Here is a 14032-nt window from a genome sequence, read left to right as displayed (position 1 = left end):
ACCATTAAGATTATAAGTTTTAAAGATAATTTAAGTGAATTTCTAAAGAAATTTATTTAGCACACCGCTGAATTCAGATTTATCTGAATCTTAACATTTCTTTATGTATAAAGATTCTTAATGTTTAAATTAAATTTTTGAACTTTACAAAACTGTTTTCAATTCAAAATCTTCAAACCGATGAGAAAGTACTTTTCTATAATCTTATTCCTGTTTTTTGTTTTTACGGCAAATGCACAAAATCAGGTTGCTCAAAAGCTTTCTGATGCTGCATTGAGTTTAACCAAAGATAAGGTGACTTATGATCCCGCTTATTACTCAATCAAATATCCAAATGGTGATGTTGCTGCGGATAAAGGAGTTTGTACGGATGTTATCATCAGAGCTTACAGAAAACTCGGAATTGATCTACAGAAAGAAGTGCATGAAGATATGAAGAAGAATTTTTCTAAATATCCTAAAAAGTTTGGTCTGAAAAAACCAGACACGAATATTGATCACAGAAGAGTTCCAAACCTGATGGTTTTCTTTGCCAAATTTGGAAAGTCAAAATCTATTGAAAACAACCCTTCACTTTATGTTCCCGGAGATATTGTGACTTGGCTACTTCCCGGAAATTTGACACACATCGGAATTGTAGTGAATAAAAAATCGGCGGATGGAAAACGATATTTAATCGTTCATAATATTGGAGGCGGACAAGTTATTGAAGATTGCTTGTTTAAATTTACGATTACCGGACACTATCAATATCCGAAATAATTACTCATGAAGAATCTTATCTGCATTTTATTTTTATTGATTTTAAATTTTTCTCCTGCGCAGAAAATTGATTTTAAGGTAATTAATAAACCGATCAATTATTCCGAAGAAAGAATTCGTCTCAGTTTAGAATATCTGAAAGACCATCACGGCTTGACTCAAAAAACACCTACAATTGTTCCGAAAATGATTGTTCTGCATTATACAGCAGGAGGAACTGTGGAAAGCAATTTTAAATACTTCAATAAAACTTATTTAGAAAGTGCAAGAAATACTTTAAAAAAACAAAGCACACTGAATGTTTCTTCACAATACATCGTTGACCGGGACGGAACAATTTATCAATTGATGGAACCGACTCTATTTGCAAGACACACAATCGGACTCAATTATTGTGCCATCGGAATTGAAAATATAGGAAGCAAAAACCAACCGCTCACAGAAAAGCAAGTTGCCGCAAACGCACAGTTAGTGAGATATTTAACTCAAAAATATAAAATAGAATATCTCATCGGTCATTCAGAGTACGGAGTTTTCAGAAATTCTAAACTCTGGAAAGAATCTGACCCAAAATATTTCACCGGAAAAGAAGATCCCGGAAAAGACTTCATGAGCAAAGTAAGACTTCAGGTCGGTGATTTAAAATTAAAAGAAAAACCAAGTAATTAATCTCTTTTTAAAACTTTGTGGACTTCGCTAAGTGAAACGCCTTTGCGAACTTAAAAACAGTTAATTGTTAAAAAAAATCTCTGCGTCCTTTGCGTTAAAATTCTCAACATTATAAAATGAAAATTTTATTCACCAAAAACATCGATTCAGAAATACTTTCCAAAGAATTGGGAAATGATATTTCGGCTGAATGTGTTGAGGTCATTAAAATAGAAAATTTACACATAGAACCATTTGATTTAAAAAATTACTCGCTGATTTTCACAAGTTCAAATGGCGTAAAATCTTTTTTTGAAAATCAGTTTAAACCAAACGAAGATTTTGCTGCAAAAAATTACAATAAAATCTACTGCGTCGGCGAAAAAACTAAAAGAGAACTTCGGAAAAACGGTTTCGGGACTTTTAAAGTTTTAAAAAATGCTGATACGCTTTCAAAATTTATCATTGATCACTGTCAGCACGAAAAATTCATTCATTTTTGCGGAAATCTGGCGATTGATGTTTTAGACCAAAAACTTCCGCTTCAAAATATCAGCTATAAAAAAATCTCTATTTATAAAACAGATGAGCTGAATCCTGCGATACCTGAAAAATATCATGCAATAGTTTTTTTTAGCCCAAGTGGAGTTCGTAGTTTTGCGAAAAATAATTCTTTAGAAAACACGGTTCTCTTTTCAATCGGAGAAACCACTTCTAAAGAGCTGAGAAAATTCAGTTCAAACCCGATATTTACGTCTGAAGACAACACTTTAGCATCTGTATTCGATTTGATCAGAAGAAAAATATAAAATTATTATGATTAAAAACGACCTATATTTAAAAGCACTTCGTGGCGAAACCGTAGAAAGACCGCCGGTTTGGATGATGAGACAGGCAGGAAGATACTTGCCGGAATTCATTGCGTTGCGTGACAAATACGACTTTTTCACAAGATGTCAGACTCCGGAACTGGCTTCTGAAATTACCGTTCAGCCCATCAGAAGATATCCTTTGGATGCTGCGATTTTGTTTTCTGATATTTTGGTGGTTCCTCAGGCGATGGGAATTGACTTTAAAATGAAAGAAAACATCGGTCCATGGCTAGATAATCCGATCAGAACAATGGAAGACGTGCAGAATGTGATCGTTCCTGATGTGAATGATACTTTAGGCTACGTTTTTGATGCCATCGAACTTACTTTAATTAAATTGGACAACGAAATTCCGTTAATCGGTTTTGCAGGTTCACCTTGGACGCTTCTTTGCTACTGTGTAGAAGGAAAAGGCAGCAAAGCGTTTGATATTGCTAAATCTTTCTGTTTCCAACAGCCGGAAGCCGCACATTTGTTGCTTCAGAAAATTACAGATACAACGATTGCTTATCTGAAAAGAAAAGTTGAGAAAGGTGTTTCTGCAGTTCAGGTTTTTGATTCTTGGGGCGGAATGCTTTCTCCACAAGATTATCAGGAATTTTCTTGGCAATATATCAGCCAAATTGTCGAAGCTTTAAGTCCGTTGACGCACGTTGTGGTTTTCGGAAAAGGATGTTGGTTTGCGTTGGAAGATATGACGATGTCGCCGGTTTCTGCATTAGGCGTTGACTGGACAATCAAGCCGGAATTGGCAAGAACGTTGACGAATCATACAATGACTTTGCAAGGAAATTTTGATCCTGCGAGATTACATTCGACTCCGGAAACTATAAAAAAGATGGTCAATGAAATGATCAACCGTTTTGGAAAAGACAGATATATTGCGAATCTAGGTCACGGAATTTTACCGAATATTCCTTTGGAAAATGCGGAAGCATTTATCAGAGCGGTGGTAGATTGGAAGCCGAATAATTAAATTTATTGTAATAAACTATAATAGATTTCACGGCATCTCTGTCATTCCGTAGAATCTAGATTTAGAATTAAATATTATGTGAAATTTGTTGCCGAGATTCCTCCGGAATGACAAACTTTATGTGAAATTTCTTTAATTTTATAAGTTTAATAAATAAAAAATCCCTTTCAGTTTTGCTAAAAGGGATTTTTTTATGTTTAAAAATAATTCTATAAATTAAGCTAACATTCTCTGCGCCTTTTTCACACCTTCAACCAACAAATCAATCTCCTGAAAAGTGTTGTAAACTGCAAAACTGGCTCTTACCGTTCCTGCAATATCAAAGAAATCCATAATCGGTTGTGTACAGTGATGTCCGGTTCTTACGGCAACCCCCATTTTATCAAGGATCATTCCGACATCAGAAGAAATTCCGACACCTTCAAGATTGAAAGAAACAACTCCCGTCCTGTTGGCTTTCTCGCCATATACTTTTAAACTATCTATTTCCAAAAGATGTCTCTGAGCATATTCCAATAAAGCATTTTCGTGCTGTTGAATATTTTCGTGACCCACTTTATTAATAAAATCAACTGCGGCTCCAAGAGCAATATTTCCACCTACATTTGGTGTTCCTGCCTCGTATTTAAATGGCAAACCTGCGTAAGTAGTTCTGTCAAATGAACAAACCGCAATCATTTCTCCGCCTCCATGAAATGGTGGCAAATCTTCCAAAATTGCCTGTTTCCCGTACAAAATACCGGTTCCCATGGGAGCATACATTTTGTGCCCTGAGAAAACAAAGAAATCACAGTCTAAAGCCTGAACATCAATCTTAAAATGTGGCGCAGATTGAGCACCATCAATAATAATATAAGCATCTGAATTTGCTCTCGTTTTTGCAATAATTTCTTCGATCGGGTTGACAATTCCCAAAGCATTAGAAACCTGATTCACAGAAACGACCTTTGTTTTTTCGCTTAAAAACTGATCCAGATAATCAAGCTGAAGAATTCCGTTGTGATCGATTGGGATAACACGAAGTTTAGCTCCTGTTCTTTCACAAAGCAATTGCCACGGAACGATATTCGAGTGATGCTCAAGGTAAGAAATGATAATTTCATCGTCTTTTTTAAGCTTTTGAGTTAAAATATAAGAGATTAGGTTGATTCCTTCTGTAGTTCCTTTTGTGAAAATAACTTCAAAATCATTTTCAGCATTGATGAATTTTTGGATTTTTCTCCTTGAAAGCTCCATTTCTTCGGTTGCCAGCTGACTCAAAGTATGAATTCCTCTGTGAACATTGGCATTAATTTCTGTGTAATATTGATTCCAGACTTCTAAAACAGAATTTGGCTTTTGAGATGTTGCTGCATTATCCAGGTAAACCAATGGCTTCCCGTTCACTTCCTGATTTAATATAGAAAACTGACTTCTTATTTCCTGAATGTCAAACATTTATTATATTTTTATTATTAAAGTTCTTAATTTAGAACACCTCAAATTTACGACTTTTTAATTTGGTTAATGATTGATTGTTGTCAGGAATTGGTTTGATATTTAGTGAGATTACACTTTCCAAATATTTGACTGTTTGAATTAAAATTCACGAATAAAAAAACCTGCCAAAATAAATTGACAGGTTTTTTTGTATTGTGATTAAGAAATTTCTTATTCAGCTGCTGCTTCTTCAGTTGCAGGAGTTGCTCCTTCACCTTCAGTTACAACTTCTTCTTCATCGTCATCATCCATTGCTGCTGCACCACCTTTCATCGCATTTCTAGACATCTTAACAGCTACAACAACTGCATTGTCCGGATGTACGAAAGAGAATCCTTCAGTTTTGATACCACCTACATAAAGCTTGTTACCAATCTTCAATGGAGTAACATCAACAACGATCTCATCCGGCAAGTTTGCAGGGATAGCTTTCACTTTCAATTTTCTGAAAGACTGACGTAAAACACCACCAGCTACAACACCTTTTGAACGACCTGTAACTCTTACCGGAACTTCCATAATAACCGGCTTATCTTCTGATAACTGGTAGAAGTCTGCGTGAAGAATTTTGTCTGTAATCGGGTGGAACTGAATATCCTGAAGAACCGCAGGAATTACCTGTCCGTCAACTTCAATAGATACCGTGTGTGCTTCAGGAGTATACACCAACCCTTTGAACGCTTTCTCTAAAGCAGAGAAGTTCAATGGCTCGCCACCTCCGTAAACAACACAAGGAACTAATTCAGCATCACGTAAAGCTTTTGTAGACTTTTTGCCCACGCTTTCTCTTTTTGTACCTTGAATTGTAATAGATTTCATTTATAAAAATTTAAAAAATTGTTTTGATTTTAATTTGCAATCAGCTCATTATCAATTAAATAATAAACTTACTGCTAATTGATTGATGCTCGTGCACCATCTTCATAACATCAGCAAATAATGGGGCGCAAGATAGCACTTTTATTTTAGATGACAAATTAGTTTTCACAGGAATTGAGTCAGTTACAATAACTTCCAGCAATTGTGAGTTCTCAATATTCTCATAAGCCTTTCCTGAAAGCACTCCGTGAGTTGCCATTGCTCTTACAGACAACGCTCCTTTTTCCATCAGGATATCAGCAGCTTTGCAAAGTGTACCTGCTGTATCGATCATATCATCAATCAGGATCACGTTTTTACCTTCTACATCACCGATAAGGAACATTTCTTCTACAACGTTTGCCTTTTTCCTTTCTTTATAAGCAATCACAACGTCAGCGCCAATGTGACCTGCGTAGTTTTTCGCTCTTTTTGCACCTCCCATATCAGGAGAAGCAATGGTAAGATTATCCAGATTCATATTTCTGATATAATCTACAAATATTGTAGATGCATACAGATGATCTACAGGAATTTCAAAGAATCCCTGAATCTGATCTGCGTGCAGATCCATCGTCATGATTCTTGTTGCTCCGGCAGCAGTTAAAAGATTTGCCACCAATTTAGCTCCGATAGGTGCTCTTGGCTTGTCTTTTCTGTCTTGTCTTGCAAGCCCGAAATACGGAAGCACTACAGTAATACTTTTCGCAGAAGCTCTTTTTGCTGCGTCAATCATTAGAAGAAGCTCTAAAAGATTGTCTGCCGGCGGAAATGTAGATCCTATCAGGAAAACTCTTCCTCCTCTTACAGACTCGTCCAAAACAGGCTCAAATTCCCCATCGCTAAACTCCTGAAAGTTGATTTTCCCTAATGCTTTCCCATAATATTGGGCAATTTTTTCTGCCAAGTCCTTACTAGTCCTTGTACAAAACAGATAACTTTGTTGATCGGCCATTTTTACTTTTTAAAAGATTTTGCAAATTTAAAAAAAAACCACAAGAATAAGTCTTGTGGTTTCCTTTTTTTATTTTTCCTATTAATTAAGGGAATGTAACTCCTGAATATTTATTAGGATCTACCTGTGGTAATGTTGATTTATACTTCATATTGATTGCCTTAATAAATTCGTTGGCAACAATTGCATAACCTCTACCTGTAAGGTGAACCCCGTCTAATGAGAATGTTCCGCCCGTTACAAATTTAGCTGTATATTTTACTCCGTCAAATGAGATTCCTGACTGACCGTTTAGCTCAACCATTTTTTTATTTGTATCAACAAAAGCCAGTCCGTAAGTATCTGCTAATGTTTTAATGGATGCATTATAAGCATCAACTGCTGTTTTTACAGCTGCTGCCTCTGCCTTGGTAAGTACATGCTGATTTTGTAAAGGATATGAAACTCCGTAAACATTAATTGAAGCCGGAGCTCCAGAAGCTGTAGTTCCGATAACCCCTCTTGTAGTAAGAATGATATAATCTTCGGATGTTGTCTGTCTTGCCTGACCATAGATCTGTCCGAAAGCAGTTGCTGTAGCAAGTCCTAAAGACGGCGTTAATGCAGCAGTTAATTGTGCACTAAGATCAGGAAGAGAAGTATCTTTAATCAAAACAGGGTTTGAAGTAGTAGCCGAAAGCAAATTAATTCTAGTTCCTGCTCCAAAAGCTGTTAAAGCTTGTTTAAGAGGTCCATATAAACTTGCGTTTAAAGTTGTAATATTCGAGCCTAAAGCAGCAGGCGTAAGCGGATTATAAGGTACTGTAGTAAAATAAGGGATAGAAGTAACATAAGGAATATTGGCAATAACTCCTTTTGTAGTTCCTCCTGCTTTTAATTTATCAAGTCCTGCTTTTATTGCTGCAGCAACAACATTCGGATCAGAAATATCGTTAGAACCATAAGTAGCAGGATTTGTGTTTCCCGTTTGGTTCACACCTACTCCACCGCTTGTAGCATAGCTTAAAACATCATTATTTCCAATCCAATAAGAAAAGAATGTAGGTTTTTTTAATACCGCATCATCAACAACACTTGAAGTTGTACTTGTAGAAAATCTTACATAATAAGGATTTGCGGTTCCTGTTAAAACTCCTGCTATATTGCCATAACCCGGTGCTATCAAATGAAATGATTTTGCTCCGGGAACACCGAAGTTATTCAACGCTCCTGTTATTTTATTAGTAATATTAGTGGTTGGTGCTCCTGCAACATTGGTAATATTTGGTGAACCATTTACAAAAGACTGAATATAAAGTTTTGTAGCTTGAATAGGAGTTGTTCCAAGTAGTAATCCCCCTTTGTTATCTGCCATCATCGGCTGTACGAAGTTTCCTCCACCAGCTAATCTCATTTGTCCCGCAATAATATTCGGATAAGATTCATTTTGCCCATCAATATATAATGCATTGTCTCTATAGCCTGAAGTCAACGAGTTTCCTAAAGCCACATAGTTAGAAAAATCTGCTTCACCTTTGGTTACGGCAATGTCTTTTACGTCTGTATCAAAATCCGTTTCGCAGCTTGTTGTAAAAAACAATGCAGAAACAGCAAGTGTAGATATTATTATTTTTTTCATATTCTTTCAATTAAAAAGGGTTATAGGACAAACCTAGACCAACATAAAATGCTTTTGCTTTTGCCTGACCGTAGAAGCCAAGGTAACTGTTATTCACGTCTCTGCTCTGTGGCATTACATATCCACCGGCAACGTCAACTCCGAATTGCTTAAATTTAAATCCTAAACCTCCGGTAACTACAAAAGAATCAAAAGAAGGTGTCTCAGGAATGAAATTTTCATCCGTGTAAGGAGATTCGTCATAGTAAGCTCCCAAACGACCAAAAACCATCTCATTAAACATATACTGAGTTCCTAACCTGAATGTTTTAGAATTTCTAAAGTTTTTAGGAGCAACTAGAATTGTAGGATCTGCCTGATTTCCGATCGGTGCATTGGCAAAATCTAAAGTCAGCCTGCTGTATCTTTCCCAACCATGATAATTAAAATCTGCTGAAATCAACCATTTTGGAGTAACCTTGTACGTCATACCAATAGTATATTCTTCAACCAGTGGTAAAGTTGCGGTAAAACCATCTTGTCCGGCACTGTTTAATCCTAATAATCCGTTAACGGTATTTTGTGCAGGAACAGTAAATGTAGCAGTTCCTTTTTTAGCTTTCATATCAACAGGTGAACGGTAAGCAATACTCATATCAAACTTCGGATCTGGTCTGAAATAAAAACCAAAACCGTAGCCATGACCGCTTGCTTTCTCATCATTAATATTAACCATTCCACCAAACTGAGTAACTGCTTTATCCCAGTTTACCTGTCCTTTAGCGTAAATATAACTCGCCCCGAAAGATAGCCAGTCAGCCATTTTTACAGAAACCATCGGCTGGAAGTAAAAACTTTTCAATTCAAGTTTCTGAACCATTTCTTTACCTTCCCAATCGTAAGGATATTGAATTGTACTTCCGAAAGGCGTTGTAAAACTAAAACCAATAGATAATTTGTCGATTGGCTTGTACGCAATCGCAGCATAAATTGGTGTACCCATAGGGTTATCGGTCTCTGTACTCTGCAAAGTATTTAAATTTTGAAAAGTAACTTTATTACTCGCTCCAAAGCCTCCCGCAACAATACTTAGTTTAGAAGGAATGAATGACATACCTGCAGGGTTAAAGAATGCAACACTCGCATCTTCAGCATGAGCACTGGTATGTGCCATCGCCAATTGCTTTACCCCCTGCAAAGAAACTCTGAAGCCTCCTGCATAAGATAGAACCCCAGCCAACAAAGCAGTTGATACTAATATTTTTTTCATAGACATTTATTATATAATCCAAATATAAAATTATTTTGATTACGTCTGTTAATAAATCTTAATATTTTAAACATAACCACAAAAGAAAATTATGTTTAAAATAACACTTTGAATATTTCAATCATTAAAGAGCTATCCTTAAACACTTTAGAGAATAAATAATCTTTTTGATAAGTCTTCGTTTAAGATTAAACATTTAACAAAATAAAGATTTAGTATTTTTGGAATTGTGTAAAGATAAAAATCAATAAATTTGCAAGATTAAATAAATTATAATATATGAGTTGTGGATGCAAAACATCCGGCGATTCTGCACATTCTTGCGGAACGAAATCCGCGAATGGCTGTGAAAGTGTAAATACCTGTGGTAATAGTTATAAATTAAGTGTTTTCGATTGGTTATCTAACGTACAAAACCCTGCATCTAACCGATGTGATTTTGTGGAAGTTAGGTTTAAAAATGACAGAAAATCGTTTTATAAAAATGTAAACAATATTCCTTTACATATAGGTAGCGTAGTAACAGTAGAATCTAGCCCCGGACACGATGTAGGTGTGGTAAGTCTCTCAGGAGAATTGGTAAAAATTCAGATGAAAAAGAAAAGATTTTCACCTGAAGACCCACTTAAAATATACAGGCTGGCTAACCAAAAAGACATCGAAGTCTGGCAGGAATCAAGAAAAAAAGAAGAAACCGTAAAGGTTGACGCCCGAAAAATATCTCACAGATTAGGTCTTGAAATGAAGATCACTGATGTGGAATATCAAGGCGACGGATCAAAAGTCACTTTCTATTACACGGCAGATAACCGTGTCGATTTTAGAATGTTGATTAAAGAATTTGCAGGAACGTTCAGAACCAAAATCGATATGAAACAGATCGGTTTCAGACAGGAAGCCGCAAAAATCGGTGGAATAGGTTCATGTGGAAGAGAATTATGTTGTTCAACCTGGTTGACAGATTTCAGATCAGTAAACACTAATGTAGCAAGATATCAGCAATTAAGCATCAATCCTCAGAAATTGGCAGGACAATGCGGAAAGCTGAAATGTTGTTTAAATTATGAATTAGACAGTTATCTGGATGCTTTAAGCCATTTCCCATCCTCTTCAACGATGTTGGATACTGAAAAAGGAAGAGCTTTCTGTATTAAAATTGATGTTTTCAAAAAGAAAATGTGGTTTGCCTATGTTGACAGTTCAATGGCTTGGTATGATTTCGATATTGATTTAGTTAAAAAACTGATTGCTCAAAACAAAAAAGGCGAAAGAATACTTCCGCTTGAAGATCTGAAAGTACCGGATATTGCTTTGCCAAGCGTAGATCTTATCCAAGAAAACAGTGTAGACAGATTCGAGAAGAAAAACAGAGGAGGTTTCAACAAAAACAGAAATCAAAATCAGGGTCAAAACCCCAATCAAAACAGACCGAATAACAATCAGGGACCAAGAAAAGACCGTCCGGAAAGGACTGACAGAAATGACAGACCCAAAAAAACTGAAAGACCTGCAACTGAAAGACCGGTAAATTCTGAAAGACCCAGAAATACAAATCCCAACGCAAAACCTAATCCGAACCAGAACCCAAATCAAAGGCCGCCGAAGCAACAACAGCCACAGCAGCCAAAGGTTCAGTTAGAAAAAGCTGAGGCCAATGTAAATGCTGAGCAGAAACCACAACCTCCAAAAAAGAAGTTTAAAAAGAAATTTCCGCCCAAAAAAGATAACAATGCATAGAGTTTTAGGGATATTAATGCTTATTTTTTTAATAGGATGCGGCACTTCAAATGAAAATGTCATCATGAATCCTATTGATAATAAATGGAGTAAGAAAGCCGAACAAAAATTTAAACTTGAAATTACGGATCCGCAAAATCCTAAAAATATTATATTTGTTGTAAGGAATAATAATGAATATCCTTACAGCAATATTAGATTTATTGTTAATTTTAAAAACCCAAAAAGCAAAATCGCTCAGGTTGATACCTTAAATTATATTTTGGCAAAACCAAACGGCAAATGGCTGGGAACAGGATTTGGAGAAACGAAAGAAACTTTATTTCAATACAAAACAAATTATACATTTCCGGAAAAAGGAATCTATGAAATTGGCGTGCAGCAGGCAATGAGAAATGACAACCTTCCGGGAATTGAAGATTTGGGTATAAAAGTAGAAACGGCTAAACCGTAATTACACATGGAAGACAACAGACAAAATACAGGAAACAAGGGAAAAACTTTTCCGCTTCCTCCTAAAAAGAACGGCAAAAATACTGCTTGGAAAAGATGGGTCAAATTTATTTGGATTGGCTTTATTGCAGTGGTTTTAGGGATTTCAGGACTTTTCTTTGCGGTATCACAAGGTTTTCTTGGTGATATGCCCGATGTAAAAGAACTTGAAAATCCTGATATTTATGTAGCATCAGAAATTATCTCTTCTGATGGTGTCCTTTTAGGTAAATTTGAAAAAGAAAAAACACAGCCAATTGCTTATCAGGATCTTCCACCTTACATTATTTATGCTTTACAGGCCAAAGAAGATGAGCGTTTTAAAGAACACTCCGGTATTGATTTACAGTCTGTTGCGAGAGCAGTTGTCTATGGAGGAGGACGAGGTGGGGGATCTACGATCACACAACAGTTAGCAAAGCTGTTATTTACCGGTAAGAGATCTGACAATAAGATTAAAGCCGTTATACAGAAGCTTAAAGAATGGGTCGTTGCCGTAAGTCTTGAGAAAAGATATACCAAAGAGGAAATTATCACTCAGTATTTCAATAAATTCGACTTCCTATACAATGCCAATGGTATTGAAATGGCAGCGAAAATTTATTTTAACAAAACCACAAAAGAGCTTACGTTACCAGAAGCAGCAATGTTTGTAGCAATGCTGGAAAACCCTGTGAAAAATAATCCGATGAGGAATATTGAAAGGGCAAAAACCAGAAGAGACGTAGTTTTAGACCAAATGTTAAAAACAGGATATATTGATGAGGCAACATTTGAAAAAGCCGTATCTACGCCAATTGCTCTGGATTATCATCCCATTAAAAACATTAATGACAATCATTCTGCTTACTATAAGTTTTATTTAAAGAAAGAGATAGACAAGTATCTTGAGGATTATGAGAAAGAAAAAGGTAAAGAACTCAACCTTTATAAAGATGGTTTAAAAATCTATGTGACCCTTGATTCTAAAATGCAGAAATATGCTGAAGAAGCCATTAAAGAACACTTAACGGATCTTCAGAAAAGATTTGATGCAGAGCAGAGAGGCAGAAAAGCCAGACCTTTTTATTACTTAAATGATCAACAGGTCAACAATGTAATGATGCAGGCGGTAAAAAGAACAGGACGTTATAAGCAACTTAGTGCAGCGGGCGTACCTGAAGACTCAATTATGATGGAATTCCGTAAACCTATCAAAACTTCACGTTTTACTTGGGCAGGAGAAGAAGAAGTAGAAATGTCACCTTGGGATTCTATCAGATACCACAAACAGATCGCACAGGCAGGATTGATGTCTGTCGTTCCCGGAACCGGAGAAATCAAAGCCTGGGTTGGTGGAATCGACTGGCAGCATTTCCAGTATGATCACATCAAACAAGGAAAAAGACAGGTAGGATCTACGTTTAAACCATTTGTATATGCTACGGCTATTATGAAATTAGGTTTAACGCCATGTTCTACAATATCAAACGCCAGCTTCAACAAAGGAACTTATCACGTTCCGGGAAGAGGCGGAATGCTTACATTAAAAGATGCTTTAGCTCACTCTCAAAACCCTGTAGCATTGAGACTTGCTGAAATGACAGGAACGCAAAGCGTAATACAAACTGCAAGAGACCTGGGAGTAACTGAAGAAATTTCTACCAGTTTACCAATGGCATTGGGTTCATCAGACATTACTATTTATGAAATGGTAGGAGCGTATAGTACATTTGCCAATTATGGAAATTACAACAAGCCTGAAATGATTTGGAGAATTGAAGACGCCAACGGACGGGTAATAAAAGAAGTAAATGCAGAACCAAAAGAAGTAATGAATCCTAATTATGCCTACACGATGATCGAACTGATGAAAGGTGTTGCACAATTCGGTACAGCTTCCGGAGAGCTTGGAAGAAAAGGAATATCTAAAGATGTAGAAATTGCAGGTAAAACCGGCACAACGCAGAATAACTCAGACGGTTGGTTTATGGGGATTACTCCAAAATTGGCAACAGGAACATGGGTAGGATGGGAAGACAGAGCTACCCACTTCTACGGAACCGGAGAAGGACAAGGTGCAAAAATGGCATTGCCGATTTGGGCTATTTACATGAAAAAAGTCTGGGCAGACAAAACGCTTAACATTTCTATGGAAGACAAGTTTATAAAACCTGGTGACTGGAAAGACGGCTGTACCAATCTTCAAGGTCTTAGTAGTGGTTATGGTGATGATGGGGGATTACAGACTATTGATGAAATCAAAAATCCACGCTCTGCAGATCCTACACCGAAAAATAATTCAGGTAAAAAAGATGAAAACGTCAACGAAAATCTGAATACCGGAGAAGATATAGATTTTAATAAATAAATTTTTAATAATTACCATAAGACCTTTCAATCATTG

The 14032-nt window shown here is 36.3% G+C and carries 12 protein-coding genes; 7 read left to right on the top strand and 5 right to left on the bottom strand.

Annotation, left to right across the window (positions count from 1 at the left end; translation table 11 throughout):
* Window positions 1–180 precede the first annotated feature (180 nt).
* The 4 genes from K0R77_RS05980 (at window position 181) to hemE (ending at window position 3258) form a co-directional block, all read left to right on the top strand.
* Window positions 181–762, top strand: a complete 582-nt coding sequence (locus tag K0R77_RS05980; protein ID WP_300349824.1) for a DUF1287 domain-containing protein — start codon at window positions 181–183, stop codon at window positions 760–762.
* 6 nt (window positions 763–768) lie between these two features.
* On the top strand, window positions 769–1431 hold the full coding sequence (locus K0R77_RS05975; RefSeq protein ID WP_300349821.1) for a peptidoglycan recognition family protein: 663 nt from the start codon (window positions 769–771) through the stop codon (window positions 1429–1431).
* A 116-nt stretch (window positions 1432–1547) separates the two neighbouring features.
* Complete coding sequence (locus K0R77_RS05970) at window positions 1548–2219, top strand: uroporphyrinogen-III synthase (RefSeq protein ID WP_300349818.1); 672 nt, start codon at window positions 1548–1550, stop codon at window positions 2217–2219.
* A gap of 7 nt (window positions 2220–2226) precedes the next feature.
* Entirely contained in the window at window positions 2227–3258 is a 1032-nt protein-coding gene (gene hemE / locus K0R77_RS05965) for a uroporphyrinogen decarboxylase (RefSeq protein WP_300349815.1), read from the top strand.
* Window positions 3259–3474: 216 nt separating this feature from the next.
* Here hemE and K0R77_RS05960 read toward each other — a convergent pair whose 3' ends face one another.
* From K0R77_RS05960 to K0R77_RS05940, 5 genes are all read right to left on the bottom strand, one after another.
* Complete coding sequence (locus K0R77_RS05960; protein WP_300349812.1) at window positions 3475–4695, bottom strand: aminotransferase class V-fold PLP-dependent enzyme; 1221 nt, start codon at window positions 4693–4695, stop codon at window positions 3475–3477.
* 213 nt (window positions 4696–4908) lie between these two features.
* Complete coding sequence (locus K0R77_RS05955) at window positions 4909–5556, bottom strand: 50S ribosomal protein L25/general stress protein Ctc (protein WP_300349810.1); 648 nt, start codon at window positions 5554–5556, stop codon at window positions 4909–4911.
* 55 nt (window positions 5557–5611) lie between these two features.
* Complete coding sequence (locus K0R77_RS05950; RefSeq protein WP_300349808.1) at window positions 5612–6550, bottom strand: ribose-phosphate pyrophosphokinase; 939 nt, start codon at window positions 6548–6550, stop codon at window positions 5612–5614.
* 85 nt (window positions 6551–6635) lie between these two features.
* Window positions 6636–8168 (bottom strand): G-D-S-L family lipolytic protein, encoded by a 1533-nt coding sequence (locus K0R77_RS05945; RefSeq protein WP_300349806.1) that lies wholly within the window; start codon window positions 8166–8168, stop codon window positions 6636–6638.
* Between the two features lie 10 nt (window positions 8169–8178).
* Window positions 8179–9417, bottom strand: a complete 1239-nt coding sequence (locus K0R77_RS05940; protein WP_300349804.1) for an OmpP1/FadL family transporter — start codon at window positions 9415–9417, stop codon at window positions 8179–8181.
* A 279-nt stretch (window positions 9418–9696) separates the two neighbouring features.
* Here K0R77_RS05940 and K0R77_RS05935 point away from each other — a divergent pair, with 279 nt between their 5' ends.
* Genes K0R77_RS05935 through K0R77_RS05925 form a run of 3 tightly spaced genes read left to right on the top strand, consistent with a single transcriptional unit; the run spans window position 9697 to window position 13996 of the window.
* Window positions 9697–11154, top strand: a complete 1458-nt coding sequence (locus K0R77_RS05935) for a regulatory iron-sulfur-containing complex subunit RicT (RefSeq protein WP_300349802.1) — start codon at window positions 9697–9699, stop codon at window positions 11152–11154.
* The gene (locus tag K0R77_RS05930; RefSeq protein ID WP_300349799.1) at window positions 11147–11608 is read left to right on the top strand and encodes a gliding motility lipoprotein GldH; all 462 of its coding nucleotides are present in this window, start codon (window positions 11147–11149) and stop codon (window positions 11606–11608) included. The genes K0R77_RS05935 and K0R77_RS05930 overlap by 8 nt, the downstream gene beginning before the upstream one ends.
* Before the next feature lie 6 nt (window positions 11609–11614).
* Entirely contained in the window at window positions 11615–13996 is a 2382-nt protein-coding gene (locus K0R77_RS05925; RefSeq protein WP_300349797.1) for a transglycosylase domain-containing protein, read from the top strand.
* Window positions 13997–14032: the final 36 nt, after the last annotated feature.

It is taken from the genome of Chryseobacterium sp. (assembly GCF_029240215.1).
Taxonomy (GTDB): Bacteria; Bacteroidota; Bacteroidia; order Flavobacteriales; family Weeksellaceae; genus Chryseobacterium.
The sequence above is the reverse complement of the archived record's forward strand: the minus strand, read 5'-3'. Positions and strand labels throughout refer to the sequence as shown.